The organism is Streptomyces sp. 3211.6 (assembly GCF_003634815.1).
Taxonomy (GTDB): domain Bacteria; phylum Actinomycetota; class Actinomycetes; order Streptomycetales; family Streptomycetaceae; genus Streptomyces; species Streptomyces katrae_A.
On record NZ_RBXC01000001.1, the window covers coordinates 6,028,411 to 6,054,302 of the forward strand.

Genomic DNA, 25,892 nt, shown 5'->3' on the forward strand with positions numbered 1-25,892 from the left:
TCCACGGGGCCCTTCTCCGCTGTCCGGACCGCCTACGAGGCCAGTTCGCGGCGGAAGAACTCCAGCTCCAGCGCCATGATCTTCTCCCGCGCCCCGCGGGGGGTCATGTGCGTGACGCCGGGCAGCGCGAGCAGCTGGTGCGGGCGGCCCGCGTCGGTGAGGGCCTGGGACAGCCGCAGGGTGTGGGAGGGGTGGACGTTGTCGTCGGCCAGGCCCGTGACCAGCAGCAGCGGCCGGGTCAGCCGGGGCGCGTCGGGGATCAGGGAGTCCCGCTCGTACACCTCGGGGTGCTCCTGGGGCAGGCCCAGGTAGCGCTCGGTGTACGCCGTGTCGTAGTGCCGGAAGTCGGTCGGCGCGGCCCCGGCGGCCGCCGCGTGGAACACGTCCGGGCGGCGCAGCACGGCCATGGCGGAGAGGTAGCCGCCGTAGGACCAGCCGCGGATGCCGACCCGGCCGAGGTCGAGGTCGCCGTGGCGGGCGCCGAGTGCCCGCAGGGCCGCGACCTGGTCGTCCAGGGTGACCTCGGAGAAGCCCCGGTACATGGCGTGGGTGTGGGCGGGGGAGACGTTCGCGGTGCCCCGGTTGTCGACGGTGACGACGGCGAAGCCCTGGTCGGCCCACCACTGGCGGTGCTGCCAGCGGCGGGGGTCGGCGCTGACGTCCTGGGCGCCGGGGCCGCCGTAGCTGTCCATCAGGACGGGCAGGCGCAGGCCGGGGACGTGGTGGCGGGGCAGGACGAGGGCGGTGGGGATGCCCCGTTCGGTGACCCGCTCCAGGGCCGGTACGACCCGGTAGGGCAGCGGCGCGGACAGGTCGCGGGGGCTGAGCTCGCGGCCGTCGGCGGTGCGCAGGGTGCGGCGGACGCCGTCGGCGTCGGCGGAGGTCAGCAGCAGCGAGCCGGCCGCGGCGGCGGTGACCACGTGCACGCCGGGGCCGTCGGCGAGCGGGGTGAGCTCGCCGGTGGCGGGGTCCAGGAGGAGCACCTGCTGCTCGGAGGGGTCGCGCAGGGCGCCTTCGACCAGCAGCCGGTCCTGGTGGGTGCCGGCCACGCAGCGGACCTGGAGTCCCTCGCCGGTGAGCGGCTTGCCGTCGACGGCGAGGCCGCGCGCCCCGCCGTCGGCGACATCGGCGCAGGTGAGGACGCGTCCGTCGGGGAGGCGGGCCGGGGTGCCGGGGAGGGGGTCCACCCACTGGGGGTGCGTGGTGCGCGAGAGCTCGCGGGTGCGGCCGGTGGAGGGGTCGGCGGTGAGCAGGAGGACGTTCTGCTGGAGCCGGTCCTGGACGGTGAGCAGGATCTCGCTCGCGGACTCCCAGCCCGCGTCGGAGACGTAGGGGAACGCGTCGGCGTCCCAGTCGAGCCGTACCCGGCCGCCGTCGGGGCCCAGGACCCACAGCTGTACGTCGGCGTTGGGGCCGCCCGCTTCGGGGTAGGCGAAGTCCTCGCCCGGCAGCTCGGGGTGGGCGGGGTCGGTGAAGTGGCGCCGCTGGAGGGCGCTCTCGTCCACGCGGGCGGCGAGCAGCGTGACCCCGTCGGGGGACCACCAGTGGCCGCGGGTGCGGTCGAGCTCCTCGGCGGCGGCGAACTCGGCGACGCCCCAGCGGGCCCCGTCGTCGGGGCTGACCCGGCCGCCGGGGGCGGTGTACAGGACGTCGTCCGCCACGTACGCGGTGCGCGAGCCGTCGGTGTTGGGGCGCGGGTCGAAGGCGGGGCCGGCGGTGGGGACCGGTACGGGCGCGGAGCCGCCGTCGCAGGCGACCTCGTAGAGGCGGCCGTAGAGCGGGAAGACGGCGCGCAGGCCGTCGCCGGAGAGGGCGTACGAGCCGATCCCGGCGGCCACGAGCCGGGTGCGCTCGCGCAGCCGGCGCTCGGCGACGGGGAGTTCGCCGGGTTCGGGGGAGAGGGTGCGGGGGTCGGCGAGCAGGGTTTCCGCGCCGGTGGAGGTGTCCAGGACCCAGAGGCTGTCGAAGGCGTCGGCGGGGCCCGTCGAGCGCAGGAACCACAGGAGGCGGCCGGAGTCGCCGAAGGAGAAGGCGCGGGGAGAGCCGTGGGTGAACCGGGCCGTCGCGGCGGATTGCCTGAGGAAATCGTCCATGATCGTAGTCTGCCATGTGAAATGTCACATAGCCTACCCCATTCGAGTGGTGACCCTTGGGGCGCGGGCGTAGCGTCGACGGGTGGACCCGAACGCATCGCCGCACAGCACCGGGACCGGCGGCACGGTCCGAGGCAACGGCAACGACGGCGGGAACGGCAAGGGGAACGGGCTGGCCCTGTTCGTCATCGCCTCCTGCCAGCTCATGGTCGTCCTCGACATCACGATCGTGAACATAGCCCTGCCGCACATCCAGACGGCACTCAATTTCTCCACCGAGAGCCTCTCCTGGGTGGTCAACGCCTACACGCTCACCTTCGGCGGCCTGCTCCTGCTCGGCGGCCGCACCGGGGACATCCTGGGCCGCAAGCGCGTGTTCGTCTCCGGGGTCCTGCTCTTCGGCCTGGCCTCCCTGCTCGGCGGGCTCGCCCAGAACGCCGGCCAGCTGATGGCGGCCCGGGCCCTCCAGGGCGTCGGCGGCGCCATCGCCTCCCCCACCGCCCTCGCCCTGATCACCACCACCTTCCGCGAAGGGCCCGCGCGCAACCGGGCCTTCGGGGTGTTCGCCGCCGTCTCCGCGGGCGGCGGCGCCATCGGACTGCTCGCGGGCGGGCTGCTGGTCGAATGGCTCAACTGGCGCTGGGTGCTCTTCGTCAACGTCCCCATCGCCGTGCTCATCGCCGTGATGGCCCGCCGGGTCCTGCACGAGTCCGAACGCCACCCCGGGCACTTCGACCTCGTGGGCGCGCTGCTGGGCACCTGCGGCATGGTCGCGCTGGTCTACGGGTTCATCCGCGCCTCCCAGGACGGCTGGGCCGACGCGTTCACCCTCGGCTCCTTCGGCGCGGCCGTGGTGCTGCTGGCCCTGTTCATCGGCAACGAGCGCCGCTCCCAGCAGCCGATCACCCCGCTGCACATGTTCGCCGACCGCAACCGGGCGGGCACCTACGGGATCATGCTCTTCCTCGCCTGCGCGATCTTCGGCATGTTCTTCTTCCTGACCCTCTTCGTGCAGAACGTCCTCGGCTTCAGCCCGCTGCGGGCCGGCCTCGCCTTCCTGCCCGTCAGCGTCATGGTGGCCCTGTCGGCCACCTTCACCTCCCGGCTGCTGCCCCGGTTCGGGCCCAAGCCCTTCATGGTCGGGGGCGCGCTGTGCTGCGCCGCCGGACTGGCCTGGCTGACGCGGATCGACGTCCACTCGACCTATCCGGGCAGCATCCTCGGCCCGATCATCGTCTTCGCCACCGGCATGGGCATGCAGTTCCTCTCACTGACCCTGATGGCCCTGTCGAACGTCCCCGACCGGGAGTCGGGCGCGGCCTCGGGTCTCCTGAACTCCATGCAGCAGGTCGGCGGTTCGCTCGGCCTGTCGATCCTCGTCACCGTCTTCGGCACGGCCAGCCGCAACGAGGCCAAGGACCAGGCGCCGGCGTTCGTACGCGGCTCCACCCCCGAGCAGAAGGCCTTCTTCGCCCGCACCCACCAGTTCCCCAGGCCCTGGTCGGACCTCGTGCTCACCTCGGGCGTGGGCGCGGCCTTCGTGGCGGCGGCGGCCTTCACCCTCATCGGGGCGCTGATCGCGATGGTCGCCATCCAGGTCCGGCCCTCCGACCTGGAGCGCCTGCAGGGCAATCACACCCCGGCGGGAGTCCAGGGGGAATCCGGCGGGTAGGGTCGCCTGGTCATCGAACACCGGGGGGAAACCGATGCTCCGACCCATCCTGCGCGGCGCCGCCGTGACGGCCGTGACCGTCACCCTGGCGGCCCTCACCGCCTCCTGCGGCAGCGGCGGCAGCCACACCGGCAGCGGCGGCGGCCCGAGGCCGAAGACATCCGCCGCCGGCCCGGCCGCCGACTCCGTTCCCCCGGCGCCCGCCCTTCCCGCCTCCGACGCCGGTCCGCAGCCGGAGCAGGTGCGGGACGCCTTCGCGGGCCTCCAGGCCACTCTCGGCGACTCCTGCACCCCGGGCAACTGCGCGTACTTCCTCGGCCGGGTCCACGACGAACTCCACCGCCTGGACCGGGCCATGAAGGCCGACCCCAAGGGCCCCGGCCACTTCCCCGAGCCGATCGCCCTGATCGCCCGGCTCGACCAGGAGCTGGGCGCCGACCACGGCTTCGAGAACCTCAAGAGGCACCAGCCGGCACTGCTCGCCGCCCGCGACGAGATCGACACCTGGATGCAGGACCACCCCGACGACTACCGCTGACCGCGGCGGCGCCGACCGCGGCGGGGGCTACGGCTCCACGCGGCGGATCCGGCACCGCATGGGGCCCTTGGCCTCCAGGGTGATCCCGGCGCTCAGGGGCACCTGGGTGTCCACGGTCTCGACCTCGTACGCCCGCAGGAGCATCGCCAGCGCGATCACCGACTCCAGCATCGAGAAGTGCTGGCCGATGCAGGCGCGCGGCCCGCCCCCGAACGGGAACCAGGCGTAGCGGGGCCGGCCCGCCTCCGCCTCGGGCGTGAAGCGGTCGGGGTCGAAACGGTCCGGGTCGCTCCAGTAGCGGGGGTGGCGGTGCGTCACCCAGGGGGCCAGGATCACCGTGGCGCCCGCCGGGACGGTGTGCCCGTCGATCTCGCTGGCGGCCACCGCGTTGCGGCCCATCACCGGCGCGGCCGGATACAGCCGCATCGTCTCCTTGAGCACCCGTGTGAGGTACGGCAGCCGGTCGAGGTCCGAGGCCTGCGGCGTACGGTCGCCCAGGACCCGGACGATCTCCTCACGGGCCCGGGCCTGCTCCTCGGGGTGGCGGCCCAGCAGGTGCAGGGCGAAGGCCAGCGAGGTGGCGGTCGTCTCGTGCCCGGCCAGCAGGAAGATCAGCACCTGGTCGCGCAGCTCGGCGGCGTCGAAGGCCGCCCCGTCCGAGCCCTGCGCCCCGGCGAGCAGGGTCAGCAGATCCTCGGCGCCCCCGTCCGCCCCATACGCTCCGTCCGTTCCGCCCGCCCGCCGCCGCTCGGCGATGATCCGGTCGCAGACCCCGTACAGCTCCTCCATCGCGGCGGCAGCCCGCCGGTTGCCCGGGGTCGGCCAGCCGCGCGGGACGTTGAGGGGGGAGTAGCCGCGGCGCAGGACGTACTCCGTGATGACCGGAAAGCACCGGTGGACGACGTCCACGGTGGCGTCCGTATCGGCCCCGAACAGGATCCGGGACACCGCGCGCAGCGCCAGGTGCATCATCTCGTCCGAGACGTCGACGACCCCGTCCCGCGCCCGCGCCCAGGACGCCAGGGTGCCGGCCGCCTCCTCGGCGACCGCACCGGCGTAGCCGTCCACCCGCTTGCGGGTGAACAGCGGCTGCACCAGCCGGCGCTGGCGCAGGTAGTCCGCGTCCTGGGCGGTCAGCAGGCCGTTGCCGAAGGACTCCCGGATCTCCTCGTAGAAGGGGTTGTCCTTGCGGAAGTTGGCCGACTCCGAGGCCAGCACCTGCTGGGCCCCCTCGGCGGAGAACACGCAGTACAGCTCCATGCGCAGCCCGGGCGGGCCGGCGTCGATCCGTACCACGTCACCGTGGCGCCGCTGGGCGCGCAGGTAGGTGCCGAGGGAATCCGCCTTCAGGTCGAGCAACGACCCGAGCCCCGGCATCCCCGCCAGGGCAGGGAACGCCGCCCCCCTGCCCGCCCCTGTACCCACACTCGCCCGCACTGCCATGGCCGCCCCCTCGACTCCGTACCGACGAGTGGATTCTGCCGCCCGCCACCCTCCCGGGCGAGCACCTATCCGCCAACCGGCCGAATACCGCCCCCGGCCCGCCGGGCTACTTGTCGCAGGCGATGCCGTCCTTGTCCCGGTCGAGGGCATCGCGGTACCCGGGCTGCCCGCGCCGGATGGGCGCCGCCCCGGCGGCCTTCGCGGCGTCACAGTTCTTGTAGTAGACGGCCGAGGACTCCTTGGTCTCCTCCGGAGCCGGATACGCGGGGGCGTTCGAGGGCCGGGCCGCCGGCTTGGACACGCCTGCGCCGGGCACGGCCGGCGTCGCGGCGGCAGTGGACGAGCCCGACGGCGACGGCGAGACGGACACCGAAACCGAAGGCGAAACCGACGGAGAGGCAGACACGGAAGCCGACGCAGTGGGCTTCCCGTCCGAGGCCCCCTTTCCGGACCCGCCCCCCTCACACCCGGCGAGCAACAACACGACGCCCCCGACGACACCCGCCAGGACAACATTCCGACGACCCTGCGGCACGACCCGACCCCCCGAGGCAGACAACCGAAAACCGCCGCAGCCTACGCCCCCGCCCCGCACCCCGGCAGACCGTTTCGAGTCATATTCCACCGGCATAGACCGAGGCCCCGCCGCTCCCGGTGGGGCGCGGCGGGGCCTCTTGGCGCTGCGGCGGTGGCCTAGATGTCGCGGAAGATCTCGATCTGGGCGCCCACCGAGTTGAGGCGTTCCGCCAGTTCCTCGTAGCCGCGGTTGATGACGTAGACGTTGCGCAGTACCGAGGTGCCCTCCGCCGCCATCATCGCCAGGAGGACCACCACCGCCGGGCGCAGGGCCGGCGGGCACATCATCTCCGCCGCGCGCCAGCGGGTGGGGCCCTCGACCAGGACGCGGTGGGGGTCCAGGAGCTGGAGGCGGCCGCCCAGGCGGTTGAGGTCCGTCAGGTAGATGGCGCGGTTGTCGTACACCCAGTCGTGGATCAGGGTCTGGCCCTGGGCCACCGCCGCGATGGCGGCGAAGAACGGGACGTTGTCGATGTTCAGCCCGGGGAAGGGCATCGGGTGGATCTTGTCGATCGGGGCTTCGAGCTTGGACGGGCGGACCGTGAGGTCGACCAGGCGGGTACGGCCGTTGTCGGCGACGTACTCCGCGGAGCGGTCGTGGTCCAGGCCCATCTCCTCCAGGACGGCCAGCTCGATCTCCATGAACTCGATCGGGACCCGGCGGATGGTGAGTTCGGACTCGGTGACGACCGCCGCGGCCAGGAGGCTCATGGCCTCGACCGGGTCCTCGGAGGGGGAGTAGTCCACGTCCGCGTCGATGACCGGCACGCCGTGCACCGTGAGGGTGGTGGTGCCGATGCCCTCGACCTTGACGCCCAGGGCCTCCAGGAAGAAGCAGAGGTCCTGGACCATGTAGTTGGACGAGGCGTTGCGGATGACGGTGACGCCGTCGTGGCGGGCCGCGGCCAGCAGGGCGTTCTCGGTGACCGTGTCCCCGCGCTCGGTCAGGACGATCGGGCGGCCGGGGGCGACGCCCGGCTCGACCTTGGCGTGGTAGATGCCCTCGGTCGCGGTGATGTCCAGGCCGAAGCGGCGCAGGGCGATCATGTGCGGCTCGATGGTGCGGGTGCCGAGGTCGCAGCCGCCGGCGTAGGGCAGGCGGAAGTGGTCCATGCGGTGCAGCAGGGGGCCCAGGAACATGATGATGCTGCGGGTGCGGACGGCCGCCTCCGCGTCGATGGCGTCCATGTCGAGGACGGCCGGGGGGATCAGCTCCAGGTCCACGCCGTCGTTGATCCAGCGGGTGCGGACGCCGATGGAGTTGAGGACCTCCAGGAGCCGGTAGACCTCCTCGATGCGGGCCACCCGGCGCAGCACCGTGCGGCCCTTGTTGAGCAGCGAGGCGCACAGCAGGGCGACGCACGCGTTCTTGCTCGTCTTGACGTCGATCGCGCCGGACAGGCGGCGGCCGCCGACGACGCGCAGGTGCATCGGGCCGGCATAGCCCAGGGAGACGATTTCGCTGTCGAGCGCTTCACCGATACGGGCGATCATCTCAAGGCTGATGTTCTGGTTGCCGCGCTCGATGCGGTTCACTGCGCTCTGGCTGGTGCCGAGTGCTTCGGCGAGCTGGGTCTGGGTCCAGCCCCGGTGCTGCCGGGCGTCACGGATGAGCTTGCCGATGCGTACGAGGTAGTCGTCTGCCATGGGTGCACGGTATCTCAGATATGAGATGGTGATCGCATCGGGCGGCGCGTATGGGTGATATACGGGTGTTGGGTGCTATATCGGGCTTACCGGTCGTCAGGTCGCGGCCCTGGGCGAGGGCCTGGTGCCCCCGCCTCAGGAACCCCTGCGGCCCGTCGCCGGATCAGTGCCCCGTGCAGCCGCAGGCGCGGTGGCGCCCGCCGTGGACCGCCGCGTACGCGGCGGGGCGCGGGGCCGCCGCCCCGCGGGCCAGGCCGGCCGTGGCCGCGCGGCCCGCCGCCGAGCCGGCGTCGTGCACCACGCGTCCGCCGACCAGGGTCATCCGCACCTGCGTCCCGCTGATGTCGGCCACCGGGCAGCGCGTCACATCCCGGTCCAGCAGCACCAGGTCCGCCGCCTTGCCCCGCTCCACGGTGCCGGTCAGCCCGTCCTGGCGCAGCTGCCAGGCCGTGCCCAGGGTGTGCATCCGCAGCGTGGAGGTCCGGCTCAGCGCCTCCAGCTCCGGGTGCAGGGCGCCCGCCCCGTACGCACCCTGCCGGTCGATGGCGGTACGCAGCTGGTTCCACACCTGGAGGGCGTCCACCGGCCAGTCCGAACCACCCGTCAGCCGGGCGCCGGCCCGCTCCAGGCTGCGCGCCGGGTACATCCACCGGTGCCGCTCGGGCCCGATGTACGGCAGCAGGGCCTCCATCGTCCAGGTGTCGGCGGAGGCCCACTGGAGCTGCATGCAGGCGGCCACCCCGAGCCGGGCGAACCGCGGCAGGTCGGCCGGGTCCACCAGCTGGAGGTGCGCGACCGTGTTGCGCAGGTCGCGCCTGCCCGTCACCCGGAGGGCGGCCTCGTACCCGTCCAGGGCGGTGCGCACGGCCCGGTCACCCAGGCCGTGGGCGTGCATCTGCCAGCCGATCCCGTTGAACGCGGCGGTCAGCCGGCCGTAGTCGGCGGCCGAGGTGTACAGCTCGCCCCGGTTGGAGGTGGGCCGGCCCTGGCCGTCGAGGTACGGCTCCAGCAGCGCGGCCGTCTGCGCCGGATACTCGATGACCCCGTCCAGGAACACCTTCACCGTGCCGAAGCGCAGCCCGGCCACGCCCCGGAACTCCCGCTCCAGCCCCAGTGCGTAGGCCTTCGACGCCGCCGGGTCCTTGGTCTGCTCCACGTCCAGCCGGATGGCCGGCACGATCCGCTGCGGCAGCCGCCCGGCCGTGGAGAGCGCCTGGTAGAGCTCCAGTTCGTGCCGCCCGACCAGGGCGTCCATCATCGTCGTCACCCCGGAGGCCGCCGCCTGGGCCAGGACCTTGGCGCAGGCCTCGACCAGCTCGGCCCGGGTGGGCTGCGGGACGTGCCGCTTCACCAGGTCCTGCGCGTCGTCCTTCAGCACGCCCGTCGGCTGCCCGTCCGCGCCCTTGACGATCCGGCCGCCCGCCGGGTCGGGGGTGGCGGCCGTGATGCCGGCGATGTCCAGCGCCCGCTGACTCGCCCACAGGTTGTGCCCGTCGCCGCCGACCAGCACCACCGGCCGCCGGGTCGGCAGCGCGTCCAGCAGCGCGTGGTGCGGCAGGGTGCCGGCGGGCAGCAGCCCGACCGGGTTCCAGTCCTCCACCACCAGCCAGGTGTCGGGCTCGGCCCCGGCGCCGCCGGTGTCGGCGAGGAAGCCCGTGAGGATCTCCGTCAGCTCGGCGGCCGTGGTCTCCGCTCCCTCCAGCGAGGGCCGCAGCGACCGGTCCCCCGCGCCGAGGGGGTGCACGTGCCCGTCGTGGATGCCGCTCATCAGGGTGGCGCCGCGTCCGTCGACCACCTCGGTGTCCCGCCCGGCCGTCCGGCGCACCTCGGAGTCGCCTCCGACCGCCAGGATCCGCCCGTCGCGGCCGACCGCCACGGCCGTGGCCGGCGCGCCGCCCGGGGTACCCGTGAACACCCGCGCACCGTGCACCACCAGCGCCGCGGACCCACGCGCCGGGGCCGCCGAGGCACTGCCCGCGCCGGCGCCCAGCAGACCCGCCGCTCCGGCGGCGCCGGCCGCCGCGAGGAGCCCCCGCCGGGAAACAGAAGACGTCATGACCACTCCAAACCGTTGGCTGTGGCCAGGACACTGGGTGATTAACCCCTTAACCAGAACCCGCCCGCCGCGACGGATTCCGCACGGCGGCCCGTACCCCGCCGGCGCCCGGATCCGTACGATGACCCGCGTGCCGCCCGGACCGACCCTCGCCGACATCGCCCGCGCCGCGGAGGTGTCCACCGCCACGGTCTCGCACGCCCTCAACGGCACCGGCCGGCTCGGCGAGGGCACCCGCCGCCGGGTCCGCGAGATCGCGGCCGGCCTGGGCTACGGCGCCCCCCGCGCGCCGCGCACCCGCACCCTGGGCCTGGCCGTGACCACCTTCGCCGGCGCCCCCTGGAACTTCGTGGCCGTCGCCTACTTCTCCCGCTGGCTGACCGCCGCCACCTCCGCCGCCCACGCCCACGGCTACGCCCTGACCACCCTGCCCGCCGACCGCGGCGCCGGGACGGACTGGCACCTCCTCGCGGTGGACGGGATGCTGCTGCTCGACAGCCCGTACGACGACCCGGTGCTGCGCGTCCTGCGGGCCCGGGGCATCCCCCTGGTGTTCGACGGGCGCCCCGCCGGCCCCCGCCCGGGCGACGTCTGGGTGGACAACGACCACACCGCCACCACCCACGAGGTCCTCGACCACCTCGCCGCCGCCGGGGCGGGCCGCATCGCCCTGCACACCGGCTTCGGGGACGAGCACTACACCCGCGCCGTCACCGAGGCGTACGGGCACTGGTGCAAGCGGCGCGGCCGGACCCCGCTGCCGGTCCGCTTCGACCCCCACGACGGCCCCGGCCACGCCTTCGACCGGCTCTTCGCCGGGGGCGGGGCCGACGCCGTGTACTCCCTGTACGACCCGGGCGGCCGCCAGGCCCTGGCGGCCGCGGCCCGGCACGGGCTGTCGGTGCCCGGGGACCTCCTGCTGGTCTGCGCGAGCGAGGACCCGGGATACGCGGACTGTCACCCTCCGGTCAGCACGGTCACCCTCCACCCGGAGGCGCTGGCCGAGACGGCCGTGGCGGCCCTGGTCGCCCTGCTGGAGACGGGCACCCCGGCGGCCCCCGGCGGGCTCACCGTCCCGGCGACCCTGCTCCACCGGGCCTCGTCCCTGCGTTGAGGGCGGCGTGACGAGATGTGCGGCAGCAGTGGACGGGGCGTGCGGGGCGGCGCGACGTGCCGAGACGGACGCGGAGGCGTGCTGACCCGAGGTGCGGCCATGTACTAGAGTTATCTCGACATCGAGATATCTGCCGAAGGCGTACCGCAGCCGCCCCCATGGGTAAGGGCTACCTAACTTAGCCTTACCTTAGCGGATTGGCCACAGGGCGTGGCGGCAGGATGCGGTAATACGCGCGAAATCATGCATGAAGGAGACTGTCGTGTCGGCGAACAGCTTCGACGCCCGCAGCACGCTGCAGGTGGGCGACGAGTCGTACGAGATCTTCCGGCTGGACAAGGTTGAGGGCGCCGCCCGCCTTCCCTACAGCCTGAAGGTCCTGCTGGAGAACCTGCTCCGCACCGAGGACGGCGCGAACATCACCGCCGACCACATCCGGGCGCTCGGCGGCTGGGACTCCCAGGCGCAGCCCAGCCAGGAGATCCAGTTCACGCCGGCCCGCGTGATCATGCAGGACTTCACCGGCGTCCCCTGTGTCGTGGACCTCGCCACCATGCGCGAGGCCGTGAAGGACCTCGGCGGCGACCCGTCCAAGATCAACCCGCTGGCCCCGGCCGAGCTGGTCATCGACCACTCGGTCATCGCCGACAAGTTCGGCACCCACGAGGCGTTCGCCCAGAACGTGGAGCTGGAGTACGGCCGCAACAAGGAGCGCTACCAGTTCCTGCGCTGGGGCCAGACCGCCTTCGACGAGTTCAAGGTCGTCCCCCCGGGCACCGGCATCGTCCACCAGGTCAACATCGAGCACCTGGCCCGCACGATCATGGTCCGGGGCGGCCAGGCCTACCCGGACACCCTCGTCGGCACCGACTCGCACACCACCATGGTCAACGGCCTCGGCGTGCTCGGCTGGGGCGTCGGCGGCATCGAGGCCGAGGCCGCCATGCTCGGCCAGCCGGTCTCCATGCTGATCCCGCGCGTCGTCGGCTTCAAGCTGACCGGCGAGCTGCCGACCGGCACCACCGCCACCGACCTGGTGCTGACCATCACCGAGATGCTGCGCAAGCACGGCGTCGTCGGCAAGTTCGTCGAGTTCTACGGTGAGGGCGTCGCCGCCACCTCCCTCGCGAACCGCGCCACCATCGGCAACATGTCGCCGGAGTTCGGCTCGACCGCCGCGATCTTCCCGATCGACGACGAGACCCTGAAGTACCTGCGCCTGACGGGCCGCGACGCCCAGCAGGTCGCCCTGGTCGAGGCGTACGCCAAGGAGCAGGGCCTCTGGCTGGACCCGAAGGCCGAGCCGGACTTCTCCGAGAAGCTCGAGCTGGACCTCTCCACGGTCGTCCCGTCCATCGCCGGCCCGAAGCGCCCCCAGGACCGCATCGTCCTGGCCAACGCCTCGCAGCAGTTCGCCGTGGACGTCCTGAACTACGTGGACGACGCCGACGAGGCGGGCAAGGAGTCCTTCCCGGCCTCCGACTCCCCGGCCTCCTCCAACGGCGTGCCGAGCCGCCCGACCCAGGTCACCCTGGCCGACGGCACCTCCTTCGAGATCGACCACGGCGCCGTCACCGTCGCCGCGATCACCTCCTGCACCAACACCTCGAACCCCTACGTCATGGTCGCCGCGGCGCTCGTGGCCAAGAAGGCGGTCGAGAAGGGCCTGACCCGCAAGCCGTGGGTCAAGACCACCCTGGCCCCGGGCTCGAAGGTCGTCACCGACTACTTCGACAAGGCCGGGCTGACCCCGTACCTCGACAAGATGGGCTTCAACCTCGTCGGGTACGGCTGCACCACCTGCATCGGCAACTCCGGTCCGCTGGACGAGGAGATCTCGAAGGCGATCAACGAGCACGACCTCGCGGTCACCTCGGTCCTCTCGGGCAACCGCAACTTCGAGGGCCGCATCAACCCCGACGTCAAGATGAACTACCTGGCGTCCCCGCCGCTGGTCGTCGCGTACGCCATCGCGGGCTCCATGAAGGTGGACATCACCACCGAGGCCATCGGCACCGACACCGAGGGCAACCCGGTCTTCCTCAAGGACATCTGGCCCTCCGAGGCCGAGGTCAACGACGTCGTGGCCAACGCCATCGGCGAGGACATGTTCTCGAAGTCCTACGAGGACGTCTTCGCGGGTGACGCCCAGTGGCAGGCGCTGTCGATCCCGACCGGCAACACGTTCGAGTGGGACGCCGAGTCCACCTACGTCCGCAAGCCCCCCTACTTCGAGGGCATGACGATGGAGACCACCCCGGTCTCCGACATCGCCGGCGCCCGCGTGCTGGCGAAGCTGGGCGACTCGGTCACCACCGACCACATCTCCCCGGCGGGTGCGATCAAGGCCGACACCCCGGCCGGCAAGTACCTCACGGAGCACGGCGTCGAGCGCCGCGACTTCAACAGCTACGGTTCCCGCCGCGGCAACCACGAGGTCATGATCCGCGGTACCTTCGCCAACATCCGCCTGCGCAACCAGATCGCGCCGGGCACCGAGGGCGGCTTCACCCGCGACTTCACCGTCGAGGGCGCGCCGGTCGCGTTCATCTACGACGCCTCGCAGAACTACCAGGCCGCCGGCATCCCGCTGGTCATCCTGGCGGGCAAGGAGTACGGCTCGGGCTCGTCCCGCGACTGGGCCGCCAAGGGCACCGCGCTCCTCGGCGTCAAGGCCGTCATCGCCGAGTCCTACGAGCGCATCCACCGCTCGAACCTGATCGGCATGGGCGTCCTCCCGCTCCAGTTCCCCGAGGGCGCCACCGCGGCCTCCCTGGGCCTGACCGGCGAGGAGACCTTCTCCTTCACCGGTGTGGAGGAGCTGAACAACGGCACCACCCCGCGCACGGTCAAGGTCACCACCGACACCGGTGTCTCCTTCGACGCGGTCGTCCGCATCGACACGCCGGGTGAGGCGGACTACTACCGCAACGGCGGCATCATGCAGTACGTCCTCCGCAACCTCATCCGCGGCTAAGGGCGCGCCAGGCGGAGCGATCCGCCGGATATCGGCACCATAGGGCCGTACCCCCGACAAGGGGGTGCGGCCCTTCCGCTTTTCGGAGCGGAGGAATCAGATGACGGACAGGTCTCAACTCGGAAAAGCCGGGAACGATCCTTGTGCACGATCTTGCTGAGCGAAGCGGAAGTGGACTATACCTGTGCCCCAATCCTGACGAAGGCGAGGACTTGAGCATGGGATCCACCGGTGAGGGCCTCGGCCGCCGTGATCTGATCAAGCGCTCCGCAGCGCTCGGACTGATCGCCGTGCCGACGATGAGCTTCCTGTCCGCCTGCGCCTCCGGCGGCGGGGACACCTCCACGAAGGGCCCGGACAAGGGGCTCGTGTCCAAGGAGAACCCCTTCGGCCTCGCCAAGGGCGGCAAGCTGGACGTGGTCATCTTCAAGGGCGGCTTCGGCGACGACTACGCGAAGGCCTGGGAGGCGGCGTTCGACAAGAAGTGGGGCACCACCAGCTCCCACCTGGGCACCCAGGAGATCGCGGCCAAGCTCCAGCCCCGGTTCAACGGAGGCAACCCGCCGGACGTCCTCAACGACTCCGGCGCCCAGATGATCAAGATCGACGTGCTCGCCAAGGGTGGCCAGCTCGCCGATCTGACCGCCGTCCTCGACGCCCCCTCGATCGACGACCCGAACAAGAAGGTCCGCGACACCCTGATCGCCGGCACCGTCGAACAGGGCACGCAGGCCGGCAAGTTCGTCGCCCTCAACTACGTCTACACCGTCTTCGGGTTCTGGTACTCCGGCAAGCTCTTCAAGGAGAAGGGCTGGACCGAGCCCAAGACCTGGGACGAGTTCCTGGGCGTCTGCGCCAAGGCCAAGGAGGCCGGCATCGGCGGCCTGGCCCACCAGGGGAAGTACCCCTACTACATCAACGTCGTGATCATGGACCTGATCGCCAAGAAGGGCGGTCTGGAGGCCATGAAGGCCATCGACAACCTCTCCCCGAACGCCTTCGAGGGCAACCCGGCCGCCCTGGCCGCCATCGAGGCCGTCTACGAGGTGGTCGAGAAGGGCTACCTGATGCCCGGCACCAACGGCCTCACCCACACGGAGGCACAGACCGCCTGGAACCAGTACAAGGCGGCCTTCATCCCCTCCGGCTCCTGGCTGGAGAACGAGCAGCTCAAGCAGACCCCGGACGACTTCGACATGAAGTTCCTGCCGGTACCGGTGCTCGCCGACAGCAAGCTGCCCTTCACCGCCATCCGGGCGGGCGCCAACGAGGCCTTCGTCGTCCCGGAGAAGGCCGCCAACAAGGCAGGCGGCCTGGAGTTCCTGCGCACCATGCTCTCCCGCGAATGGTCGACGACCTTCGCCCAGCAGGCCAACTCGCTCACCGTCGTCAAGGACGGCGTCGACCCGTCCGTCAAGCTCCGGCCGGGCACCCAGTCCGCCGTCGCCGCGGTCAAGGCCGCCGGGACCGACACCTTCAACTACCTCTACCCCGACTGGTACAGCGAGATGGACACCGACATCCAGAACGCGTCCAACGAGCTGATGGCCCAGCGCATCCAGCCGAAGGAGTGGATCAAGCGGGCCCAGGCCGCGGTGGACAAGGCCGCCAAGGACCCCAACGCCAAGAACAACCACCGCAGCTGACCCCACGTCCACCGGCGGCGTCACCAGGGACGGACACCATGAGCCACGTAGCCCGGAGCAAGGGACGGGCCGGCTTCATCGCCGGCTTCCTCATCCTGCCGCTCGCGCTGTACCTGACCTTCGTCATCTGGCCGTACGTGCAGACGTTCGGCTACTCCTTCACCAACTGGTCCGGCCAGTCCCCGACGTTCGGCTTCGTCGGCCTGGAGAACTACGCGGCCCTGATGGAGGACGAGGTCTTCCGCAGCGCCCTGTGGCACAACCTGCTGCTCCTGGTGTTCGTCCCCGTCATCACCATCCTGCTCGCCCTCTTCTTCGCCTTCATGGTGAACGCGGGAGGGCGCAGCGGGGCCGGCGGGGTGCGGGGCGTCCGGGGATCGGCGTTCTACAAGATCGTCTACTTCTTCCCGCAGGTCCTGTCCCTCGCCATCCTCGCCGTCCTCTTCGGAGCGGTGTACCGCAGTGACACGGGCGGCCTGCTGAACGCGTTCCTCGCCAAGCTGGGCCTGGTCGACCCGGCCCACCCCGTCGAATGGCTCAACCAGCCGGACCTGGTCCTGTGGTGCCTGCTGCTCGTGGTGGTCTGGCACGGGGTCGGCTTCTACCTCGTCCTCTTCTCGGCCGCCATGCAGTCGGTCCCCAAGGACATCTACGAGGCCGCGCTGCTCGACGGCGCGGGCCGCGGCCAGACCTTCCTCAGGGTCACGCTGCCCCTGCTGTGGGACTCCGTGCAGACCTCGGCGGTCTACCTGGGCATCGCCGCCATGGACATGTTCGTCCTGGTGTCCACCATGACCTCCGGCCAGTTCGGCGGCGGCCCGGACCACCACAGCGAGGTCATGGCGACCGTGCTGATGCGCAACTTCCTCTATTTCGGCAAGAGCGGCTACGCGTGCGCCATGGGCGTCGTGATGCTGCTCCTGACCATGATCCTCTCCGTCGTCACGCTGCGCGCCACCCGCCGCGAGCGCATCGAGTTCTGAGCGGGAGACCCGATGACCACAGTGATCAAGGCACCAGGCGAGCCGGCCGCCGAGCGGTCCCGGGGGAGCGGCCGCCCCGGGGGCGGCGGCAGGGCCCGCTCCGACGGCATGGTGCTGAACGTCTTCTCCCACGGCTTCCTCGCCGTCTGGGCCATACTGATCGTCCTGCCCCTGGTGTGGCTGGCGCTCGGTTCCTTCAAGACCGACTCCGAGATCGGCGCCTCGGCGCTGAGCCGGCCGACGAACTGGCACTTCGACGCCTTCGCCCGGGCCTGGGACAAGGGCATCGGCGGCTACTTCGGCCACACCCTGATCGTGCTGGCCTTCTCCGTCCCGCTGACCATGCTGCTCGGCTCGATGGCCGCGTACGTCCTGGCCCGCTACCCCTTTCCGGGGAACCGGATCATCTACTACTTCTTCGTCAGCGGGGCGATGTTCCCCGTCTTCCTGGCGCTCGTGCCGCTGTTCTTCATGGTCAAGCGGCTCGACCTGCTGAACACGTACCAGGGGCTGATCCTGGTCTACATCGCCTACTCGATGCCCTTCACCGTCTTCTTCATGCACTCCTTCTTCCGCACCCTGCCCACGGCGGTGCACGAGGCGGCGGTCATCGACGGGGCCTCCGACACCCGGATCTTCTTCCAGGTGATGCTGCCGATGGCCAGGCCGGGCCTGATCAGCGTGGGGATATTCAACGTCCTGGGCCAGTGGAACCAGTACATCCTGCCCTCCGTGCTGATGCAGCCCCAGAGCGGATCGGACCCCGAGCGCTACATGCTCACCCAGGGCCTGATCCAGCTCCAGTACCAGATGGGCTACCAGACGGACCTGCCGGTGCTCTTCGCCGGCGTGACCATCGCCATGATCCCGATGCTGGTGGTCTACCTGTCCTTCCAGCGCCAGATCCAGGCGGGTCTGACCTCGGCCACCCTCAAGTAGGGCCCGCCTACAGCCAGGTGCCGAAGCGGCGGACGTACCAGGTCTTCACCAGCTGGGTCAGCGTGCAGTACGCGAGGAGCACGCCGATCAGCCAGGGGAAGTAGCCGGCCGGCAGGGCGGTGAAGCCCAGCGCGGGGGCCAGCGGCGAGAAGGGCAGCCAGAGCCCGGTCAGCACCGCCAGGACGGTCGTCACCATCACCGGCCAGGAGGCGCGGGACTGGAGGAAGGGGATCTTGCGGGTCCGGATCATGTGGACGACGAGGGTCTGCGAGAGCAGGCCCTCGACGAACCAGCCGGTCTGGAAGAGCGAGGCCTCGGCCACGGTGTTGGCGGCGAACACGTTCCACATGACCACGAACATGGCGATGTCGAAGACCGAGCTGATGGGGCCGATCGTCACCATGAAGCGGAAGATGCCCTTGGCGTCCCAGTTCCGCGGCTTGCGCAGGTACTCCTCGTCCATCCGGTCCCAGGGCGTGGCCAGCTGGGCGATGTCGTAGACCAGGTTCTGCACCAGCAGCATGATCGCGAGCATCGGCTGGAAGGGGATGAAGGCGCTCGCCACCAGGACCGAGAAGACGTTGCCGAAGTTCGACGAGGCCGTCATCTTGATGTACTTGACGGTGTTGCCGAAGGTGGTGCGGCCCTGGACCACGCCCTGCTCCAGGACGGTCAGGTCCTTCTCCAACAGGATGATGTCCGCCGACTCCTTGGCGATGTCCACGGCCGTGTCGACGGAGATGCCGACGTCGGCGTCCCGCAGCGCGGCCGCGTCGTTGATGCCGTCCCCGAGGAAGCCGACCGTGTGGCCGTCCGCCTGCAGGGACCGCACGATCCGGGCCTTCTGGACCGGGTTGACCTTGGCGAAGACCGTCGTACGGGCGGCCAGCGCGCGCAGCTCGGTGTCGTCGAGGGCGTCCACCTCGGAGCCGGGCACCACCCGGCCCACCTCGATGCCGACGTCGGCGCAGACCCGGGCCGCGACCAGCTCGTTGTCGCCGGTGACCACCTTGACCGCGATGCCCTTGTCGGCCAGGCCCTGCAGGGCCCGGGCGGCGGAGGCCTTCGGCGGGTCGAGGAAGGCGAGGAAGCCGACCAGGGTCAGCTGGTCCTCGTCCGCGACGGTGTAGGTGTCGCGCGGGGATGCGATCCGGCGGGTGGCCACGGCCAGGACGCGCAGGCCGGCCCGGTTGTTGTCCGCGGCGATGGCGGTGACGCGGTGGCGCAGCTCCTCGGTGAGGGCGACCCGCTCGCCCCCGTCCGTCATGTGGGTGCAGAGCTCCAGGACCTCCTCGACCGCACCCTTGGTGATCATCACGTGTTCGGAGCGGCCGGGGCCGTCCGACATCGAGTTGCGGTTGAGGACCACGGACATCCGCCGGCGGGCGAAGTCGAAGGGGATCTCGTCGACCATCGTGAACCGTGCGTCGACGACAACCTCCTCGGCCTCGTTCACCCGGTCGATGACCGCCTGGTCCAGCAGGTTGCGCAGGCCGGTCTGGAAGTGCGCGTTGAGGTAGCCGTACTCCAGGACCTCGGCGTCCTCGGCGCCGTGCACGTCCAGGTAGCGGTCCAGGACGATCCGGTCCTCGGTGAGGGTGCCGGTCTTGTCCGTGCAGAGGACGTCCATGGCGCCCAGGTTCTGGATGGCGTTGAGCCGCTTGACGACGACCTTGCGCTTGGCCATGGCCACCGCGCCGCGCGCCAGGTTGGCGGAGACGACCATCGGCAGCATCTCCGGGGTCAGGCCCACCGCGACGGCGACACCGAAGAGGAAGGCCTCTTCCCAGTCGCCCTTGGTCAGCCCGTTGATCATGAAGACGACCGGGACCATCACCAGCATGAAGCGGATCAGCAGGAAGCTGACCTTGCGTACGCCGGTGTCGAAGTTGGTCTGCGGGCGTTCGCCGACGAGGCTGCCGGCCATCGAGCCGAAGTAGGTGCCGGAGCCGGTGGCGACGACCACGCCCGTGGCGGTGCCGGAGGTGACGGAGGTGCCCATCAGGCAGAGGTTGTCGGCCTCCACCGGGTCGGTCGTCGTGTGCTGGCCGAGGTCCTCCGTCCTGGGGGTCCCCCCAGCGGAGCGAGGGGGAGTGTCGGCCTTCGCCACCGGCAACGACTCGCCCGACAGGGCCGCCTGGCTGACCATCAGGTCCTTGGAGGTGATCAGCCGCAGGTCGGCCGGGATCAGGTCGCCGGCGGCCAGCCGCACCAGGTCGCCCGGGACCACCTGCTCCATCGGGATCTCGAGCGTGGTCGGGACCGAGCCGCTGCCGGCCCGGCGCTGCACCGCACAGGTGGTGGTGACGAGCTTCTTCAGGGCGTCGGCGGCCCGCCCCGAGCGGTACTCCTGCCAGAACCGCAGCAGGCCGCTGACCGCCACCATCACGGAGAGGATCAGGACGCCGGGGTCCTTCGGGTCCTGCCAGAACATGACGGCGGCCAGGAAGACCAGCACGCCGGTGAAGGGGTTCCAGAAGGCCTTCGCGAGCTGCGCCGTCCAGTGCGGGGCGCGCTCCCGGGCGACCACGTTGGGTCCGTGGAGTCCCAGGCGGCGCACGGCCTCGCCGTGCGTGAGGCCGCCCCGGGAGGTGTCGGTGTCCTGGAGGACCCGGACGGCGGGGCGGGCGCTGATGTCCGCGAGGCGCTCGCCCGCGAGGCGGGTGGCGGACTCCAGCTCGGCGGCCTCGCGCTCGCGGCGGTTCCGGCCCGGCGGTGCGAGCTTCGTCGGGGTACGGGGGGTGAGCATGGTCATGACGAATACCTCCCTCCACCGCGTCCGGGCAGCGCGTAGCCGCGCGGTCACGTGGAGTGGTCATGGTGCGGCGCGGGGTGGCGGGAGCCGCCACGGGGTGCGCCGTGGACATGGATGACGTATGCCTGACAGGAGAGTCAGGGCATACGGAAAGAAGGAAGGGAAAAGGAGCGTTCCTCAGGCGGAACGGTCAGCCGACGAGAGCGCGGCGAAGACTTCGATCGGGACTCATCCCGAACACCTCCTCGCATCGCGCCGTCAGTACGCGGCGCCAGGTCCGGCCTGGAGGCCGCAGAGGGCCGGCGCCTCAGCGACCGTAACACGATCCCGGAGGGCGGTGTTCATCCTTTTGGTCGGCCGTGTCCGTTTCGGCATGTGTCCGGCCCTTGACGCCAGAGGGGCCAAACGCTCGACTTAAGGTTCACAAGTTGGAGAGACGCCGGGGTCTCGGAGCAGGCAGCCTTGACGACCGGCCGGGGGGCGACGGATGGCCGTCGCTTATGGGCAGGAGTGGATGAGTCGTGCAGACTCCCGGATCGCAGTCCTCACTGCATCGCGCGAATCTCGAACGGGTCGTGCGGGCGGTGCGCCTCGCGGGTTCGCTGACCCAGGCGGAGATCGCCCGTACCACCGGACTGTCGGCGGCCACGGTCTCCAACATCGTCCGTGAGCTCAAGGAGGGCGGGACGGTCGAGGTCACCGACACCTCGGCGGGCGGCCGGCGGGCCCGCAGCGTCTCGCTCAGCGGGGACGCTGGCATCGTGATCGGCGTGGATTTCGGCCACACCCACCTGCGGGTGGCCGTCGGCAACCTCGCCCACCAGGTGCTGGCCGAGGAGTCCGAGCCGCTGGACGTGGACGCCTCCTGGGCGGAGGGCTTCGACCGGGCGGAAGCGCTGGTGGGACGGCTGGTCCAGCAGGTCGGCGTGGCCCGTGACAAGGTCATCGGCGTCGGGCTCGGCGTGCCGGGTCCCATCGACGTCGAGTCCGGGACCCTGGGCTCCACCGCGATCCTGCCGGGCTGGGCGGGGATCAATCCGCGCCAGGAGCTCTCCCGGCGCCTGGGCGTCCCCGTCTACGTGGACAACGACGCGAACCTCGGCGCGCTGGGCGAGCTGGTGTGGGGGAGCGGGCGGGGGGTCAGGGACCTGGCGTACATCAAGGTCGCCAGCGGTGTGGGGGCCGGCCTGGTGATCAACGGCCAGATCTACCGCGGCCCGGGCGGTACCGCCGGGGAGATCGGGCACATCACCCTGGACGAGTCGGGCCCGGTCTGCCGCTGCGGCAACCGCGGCTGCCTGGAGACCTTCGCCGCCGCCCGCTACGTGCTGCCCCTGCTCCAGGGCAGCCACGGGCCGGAGCTGACGATGGAGAAGGTGGTCGAGCTGGCCCGGGAGGGCGACCCGGGCTGCCGACGGGTCATCACCGACGTGGGCCGGCACGTCGGCAGCGGCGTGGCCAGCCTGTGCAACCTGCTGAACCCGAGCCGGATCGTGCTCGGCGGCTCGCTGGCGGACGCGGGTGAGCTGGTCCTGGCGCCCATCAGGGAATCCGTGGGGCGGTACGCGATCCCCAGCGCGGCCCGGCAGCTGTCCGTGCTGACCGGCTCCCTGGGCAGCCGGGCGGAGGTACTCGGCGCACTCGCCCTCGTACTCAGTGAGATGGGCGATTCGACGCTTTTGGCAGAAAATGGAATGGGAGTGCGCGCCCCCGCCGCTCTGTCTTCACTTAGATAACGGATGACTCCGTTGTCATCTCGTTAAGGATTCACTCCTTGACGGCAAACTCGCGGCCGGGGTTGACTCACATCCACCTCGGCCGCAGCGTTGCGGCCTCGTCAGGGAGGTTCACTTCATGAACACGCGTATGCGTAGAGCCGCCGTTGCCGTAGCCGCCGGCGCCATGGCCGTCTCGCTGGCCGCCTGTGGCAGCGCCAAGGAGGCGGGGGGCGAGAAGAAGCCCTCGGGCACCGCCGCCGCCGGTGACGCGATCAAGGTCGGTCTGCTCCTGCCGGAGAACCAGACCGCGCGCTACGAGAAGTTCGACAAGCCGCTGATCGAGAAGAAGATCTCCGATCTCACGGGCGGCAAGGCCCAGGTGGTCTACGCGAACGCCAAGCAGGACGCGACCACGCAGAACTCCCAGGTCGACACGATGATCACCAACAAGGTGAACGTCCTCATCATCGACGCCGTGGACGCCAAGGCCATCGCGGGCTCGGTCAAGAAGGCCAAGGACGCCGGCATCCCGGTCGTCGCCTACGACCGTCTGGCGGAGGGCCCGATCGACGGCTACACCTCCTTCGACAACGAAGAGGTCGGCAAGGTGCAGGGCAAGGCCCTGCTGGAGGCCCTGGGCGACAAGGCCAAGGACGGCCAGATCGTCATGATGAACGGCTCCGTCACCGACCCCAACGCCGCACTGTTCAAGAAGGGCGCGCACTCCGTCCTCGACGGCAAGGTGAACATCGGCAAGGAGTACGACACCAAGGAGTGGAAGCCGGAGAACGCCAACACCAACATGGCGGGCGCCCTCTCCGCGCTCGGCAAGGACAAGGTGATCGGCGTCTACTCCGCCAACGACGGCATGGCGGGCGGCGTCATCACCGCCCTCAAGGCCGCCGGTCTCAACCCCCTGCCCCCGGTCACCGGCCAGGACGCCGAGCTCGCCGGTGTCCAGCGCATCGTCGCGGGCGAGCAGTTCATGAGCGTCTACAAGCCGTACGCCCCCGAGGCCGCGGCCGCCGCCGAGATGGCCGTCGCCCTCGCCCAGGGCAAGAAGGCCGACGACATCATCAACAACAAGGTCGACAGCCCGACCACCAAGGGCGTCCCCGCCGTGCTGATCCCGGTCGTCTCGCTGACCAAGAACAACATCAAGGACACCGTCGTCAAGGACGGCGTCTACACGGTCGACGAGATCTGCACCGACAAGTACGCGGCCGCCTGCGCCACCCTCGGCCTCAAGTAAGGCCCGCGGCCCCCTCGCCCCCTTGCGCGGCGACACGGCCCCCCTGCCCTGCCCGGCGCCCCGCCCCTCATGCCCCCGCCACCCGCGGGGCGCCGGGCAGAAACGTTTCATCCTTCGCTCGACATTTCGGGCGACGTATCCCCCGTCCACCCCGCTCCTGCTCTTTTGCACGACATCCCCGCCGGTCAGGCGGCGAAGGAGATGGTTCATGTGTCCGCTGCGCCCGTGCTGGCGTTGCGAGGGGTCTCGAAGCGGTTCGGTGCCGTCCAGGCCCTGACCGACGTAGAACTCGAGATCCACTCCGGTGAGGTGGTCGCCCTCGTCGGCGACAACGGCGCCGGCAAGTCCACGCTGGTCAAGACGATCGCCGGCGTGCACCCCATCGATGACGGAGTCATCGAGTGGGACGGCCGCCCGGTCTCCATCGGCAAGCCCCACGACGCCCAGAACCTCGGCATCGCGACCGTCTACCAGGACCTCGCGCTGTGCGACAACATCGACGTCGTGGGCAACCTCTTCCTGGGCCGCGAGCTCAAGCGCTACGGCGTGCTCGACGAGGTGGAGATGGAGCGCCGCGCCCGCGAGCTCCTCACCACCCTGTCCATCCGGATCCCCAGCGTCCGGATCCCCATCGCCTCCCTCTCGGGCGGCCAGCGCCAGACCGTGGCGATCGCCCGCTCGATGCTCGGCGAGCCCCGCCTCGTGATCCTCGACGAGCCCACCGCCGCCCTCGGCGTCGAGCAGACCGCGCAGGTCCTCGACCTGGTCGAGCGGCTGCGCGAGCGCGGCCACGCCGTCATCCTCATCAGCCACAACATGGCCGACGTGAAGGCCGTGGCCGACAAGGTGGCGGTGCTGCGGCTGGGCCGCAACAACGGCGTCTTCAACGTCGCCGACACCTCGCAGGAAGAGATCATCTCCGCCATCACCGGGGCCACGGACAACGCCGTGACCCGCCGGGCGGCCCGCACCGGGGAGGCCCGCAAGTGAGCACCGAACACCACACCGCGGCGGAGGACGTGGCCAAGCTGGCCAACCCGGCCGCCCCGGCGGACGCGATACCCGTGGTGGACCCCCGCCTGCTCGTGCGCGAGCGGGGCCTGTCCGGCTACCTGAGCGAGTTCGGCCGCAAGATGAAGGCCGGCGACCTGGGCTCGATCCCGGTCGTCCTCGGCCTGATCATCATCTGGGGCATCTTCCAGGGCCTGAACTCGAACTTCCTCTCCCCGGAGAACCTCTCCAACATCGCCATCACGATGGTCGCCACCGGCATGATGGCCGTCGGCATCATCTTCGTGCTGCTGCTCGGCGAGATCGACCTGTCGGTCGGCTCGGTCAGCGGTGTCTCGGGCGCGATCGTCGCCGTCCTCGCCGTCACCCACGGCGTCAACGAATGGGTCGCCATCCTCGCCGCCGTCGCCGGCGGCGCCCTGATCGGCGCACTCCACGGCTTCTTCTTCGCCAAGATCGGCGCCCCCGCCTTCGCGGTCACCCTCTCCGGCCTGCTGTTCTGGTCCGGTGCCATGCTCCAGATCCTCGGCAGCAACGGCACCATCAACCTCGACCCCGACGGCGTGGTCGGCAAGCTCACCACGTACTACTTCTCCGACGTGGCCGCCGGATACGGTCTCGCGGCGGTCGCCGTGGTGGCCTACTTCCTCGCCTCCTACACCGACAACCGCCGCCGGGAGGCCGCCGGGGTCCCCTCGCGGCCGCTGAGCGAGGTCCTGCTGCGCACGGGCCTGCTGGCCGTGTTCACCTTCGGCCCCGCCGTCGTGTTCAACCAGTACAAGGGCCTGCCGCTCGCGGTCGTCCTCTTCGTCCTGGCGCTGGTCGGCACGGACTTCGTCCTGCGCCGCACCACCTTCGGCCGCAACGTCTTCGCCCTCGGCGGCAGCGTCGAGGCCTCCCGCCGCGCCGGCATCAACGTCAACGGCATCCGCATCGCCGTCTTCGCCATCGCCGGCACCTTCGCCGCCATCGGAGGCCTCTTCTGGGCCTCCAAGATCGCGGCGGCCAACCAGAGCGCCGGCGCCGGCGACCTGCTGATGAACGTGATCGCGGCGGCCGTCATCGGCGGCACCAGCCTCTTCGGCGGCCGCGGCCGCACCTGGAACGCCCTCCTCGGCGTCATGGTCATCACCTCCATCCAGTACGGTCTGGCCCTGGAGGGGATCGCGACTCCGATCCAGTACATGATCACCGGTGCGGTACTGCTCGCCACCGTGGTCATCGACTCGGTCACCCGCAAGACCCAGAAGACCGCCGGACGCGCCTGACCGCGCGTCCGGGGCGTCACCCGGACGGTAAGACCCGTCACAGTGCCCGGTGCCACTCCGTGTGGCACCGGGCACCTGTGCGTACACATGTGCGCAGGGATGTGCGGTCATACGTCCGTTTGGGAGGTGTGATCGCCCGGCCGGGTGTACAGGTATGACAAAGGGCGTGCCCCTCCCGGTACCGCCCGATGATTCCGCGCGCGA

At 70.9% G+C, this 25,892-nt stretch carries 17 protein-coding genes; 11 read left to right on the forward strand and 6 right to left on the reverse strand.

The window, feature by feature from the left end:
• Positions 1 to 32: 32 nt before the first annotated feature.
• Positions 33 to 2,093 carry a prolyl oligopeptidase family serine peptidase gene (locus BX286_RS27820; protein WP_121016610.1) on the reverse strand — a complete coding sequence of 687 codons (2,061 nt, stop codon included), beginning with the start codon at positions 2,091 to 2,093 and terminating at the stop codon, positions 33 to 35.
• A gap of 205 nt (positions 2,094 to 2,298) precedes the next feature.
• Here BX286_RS27820 and BX286_RS27825 point away from each other — a divergent pair, with 205 nt between their 5' ends.
• Both BX286_RS27825 and BX286_RS27830 read left to right on the forward strand, forming a co-directional pair.
• Positions 2,299 to 3,765, forward strand: a complete 1,467-nt coding sequence (locus BX286_RS27825; RefSeq protein ID WP_079432002.1) for an MFS transporter — start codon at positions 2,299 to 2,301, stop codon at positions 3,763 to 3,765.
• Between the two features lie 34 nt (positions 3,766 to 3,799).
• Positions 3,800 to 4,303: a hypothetical protein gene (locus BX286_RS27830; RefSeq protein ID WP_079430257.1), complete on the forward strand. Its 504-nt coding sequence runs from the start codon at positions 3,800 to 3,802 to the stop codon at positions 4,301 to 4,303.
• A 27-nt stretch (positions 4,304 to 4,330) separates the two neighbouring features.
• Here BX286_RS27830 and BX286_RS27835 read toward each other — a convergent pair whose 3' ends face one another.
• The 4 genes from BX286_RS27835 to BX286_RS27850 form a co-directional block, all read right to left on the reverse strand.
• On the reverse strand, positions 4,331 to 5,680 hold the full coding sequence (locus tag BX286_RS27835) for a cytochrome P450 (RefSeq protein WP_261993523.1): 1,350 nt from the start codon (positions 5,678 to 5,680) through the stop codon (positions 4,331 to 4,333).
• A 172-nt stretch (positions 5,681 to 5,852) separates the two neighbouring features.
• Positions 5,853 to 6,047: an excalibur calcium-binding domain-containing protein gene (locus BX286_RS37565; protein WP_261993524.1), complete on the reverse strand. Its 195-nt coding sequence runs from the start codon at positions 6,045 to 6,047 to the stop codon at positions 5,853 to 5,855.
• 392 nt (positions 6,048 to 6,439) lie between these two features.
• Positions 6,440 to 7,969, reverse strand: coding sequence for a UDP-N-acetylglucosamine 1-carboxyvinyltransferase (locus tag BX286_RS27845; RefSeq protein WP_079430260.1), 1,530 nt, complete (start codon positions 7,967 to 7,969; stop codon positions 6,440 to 6,442).
• Positions 7,970 to 8,132: 163 nt separating this feature from the next.
• Positions 8,133 to 10,025 carry an amidohydrolase gene (locus BX286_RS27850; RefSeq protein ID WP_100862659.1) on the reverse strand — a complete coding sequence of 631 codons (1,893 nt, stop codon included), beginning with the start codon at positions 10,023 to 10,025 and terminating at the stop codon, positions 8,133 to 8,135.
• A 121-nt stretch (positions 10,026 to 10,146) separates the two neighbouring features.
• Between BX286_RS27850 and BX286_RS27855 the strand changes: the two genes are divergently transcribed.
• From BX286_RS27855 to BX286_RS27875, 5 genes are all read left to right on the forward strand, one after another.
• The gene (locus BX286_RS27855; protein ID WP_079430262.1) at positions 10,147 to 11,139 is read left to right on the forward strand and encodes a LacI family DNA-binding transcriptional regulator; all 993 of its coding nucleotides are present in this window, start codon (positions 10,147 to 10,149) and stop codon (positions 11,137 to 11,139) included.
• Positions 11,140 to 11,386: 247 nt separating this feature from the next.
• Positions 11,387 to 14,116 (forward strand): aconitate hydratase AcnA, encoded by a 2,730-nt coding sequence (gene acnA, locus BX286_RS27860; RefSeq protein ID WP_079430263.1) that lies wholly within the window; start codon positions 11,387 to 11,389, stop codon positions 14,114 to 14,116.
• 218 nt (positions 14,117 to 14,334) lie between these two features.
• Positions 14,335 to 15,762 (forward strand): N-acetylglucosamine/diacetylchitobiose ABC transporter substrate-binding protein, encoded by a 1,428-nt coding sequence (ngcE, locus tag BX286_RS27865; protein WP_079430264.1) that lies wholly within the window; start codon positions 14,335 to 14,337, stop codon positions 15,760 to 15,762.
• A gap of 38 nt (positions 15,763 to 15,800) precedes the next feature.
• Entirely contained in the window at positions 15,801 to 16,745 is a 945-nt protein-coding gene (locus BX286_RS27870; protein ID WP_079430265.1) for a carbohydrate ABC transporter permease, read from the forward strand.
• Between the two features lie 12 nt (positions 16,746 to 16,757).
• On the forward strand, positions 16,758 to 17,684 hold the full coding sequence (locus BX286_RS27875; protein WP_079430266.1) for a carbohydrate ABC transporter permease: 927 nt from the start codon (positions 16,758 to 16,760) through the stop codon (positions 17,682 to 17,684).
• A 7-nt stretch (positions 17,685 to 17,691) separates the two neighbouring features.
• Here the strand turns inward: BX286_RS27875 and mgtA are convergent, their stop codons facing one another.
• Positions 17,692 to 20,439 (reverse strand): magnesium-translocating P-type ATPase, encoded by a 2,748-nt coding sequence (gene mgtA / locus BX286_RS27880; RefSeq protein ID WP_187344205.1) that lies wholly within the window; start codon positions 20,437 to 20,439, stop codon positions 17,692 to 17,694.
• Positions 20,440 to 20,960: 521 nt separating this feature from the next.
• On the opposite strand from mgtA, the gene BX286_RS27885 reads away from it, so the two are divergent.
• From BX286_RS27885 to BX286_RS27900, 4 genes are all read left to right on the forward strand, one after another.
• The gene (locus tag BX286_RS27885) at positions 20,961 to 22,175 is read left to right on the forward strand and encodes an ROK family transcriptional regulator (RefSeq protein WP_079430267.1); all 1,215 of its coding nucleotides are present in this window, start codon (positions 20,961 to 20,963) and stop codon (positions 22,173 to 22,175) included.
• A 118-nt stretch (positions 22,176 to 22,293) separates the two neighbouring features.
• Positions 22,294 to 23,409 carry a sugar ABC transporter substrate-binding protein gene (locus BX286_RS27890; protein ID WP_187344206.1) on the forward strand — a complete coding sequence of 372 codons (1,116 nt, stop codon included), beginning with the start codon at positions 22,294 to 22,296 and terminating at the stop codon, positions 23,407 to 23,409.
• Positions 23,410 to 23,610: 201 nt separating this feature from the next.
• Positions 23,611 to 24,399 (forward strand): ATP-binding cassette domain-containing protein, encoded by a 789-nt coding sequence (locus BX286_RS27895; protein WP_079430269.1) that lies wholly within the window; start codon positions 23,611 to 23,613, stop codon positions 24,397 to 24,399.
• Positions 24,400 to 24,428: 29 nt separating this feature from the next.
• Positions 24,429 to 25,688 carry a sugar ABC transporter permease gene (locus BX286_RS27900; protein WP_100864077.1) on the forward strand — a complete coding sequence of 420 codons (1,260 nt, stop codon included), beginning with the start codon at positions 24,429 to 24,431 and terminating at the stop codon, positions 25,686 to 25,688.
• Positions 25,689 to 25,892: the final 204 nt, after the last annotated feature.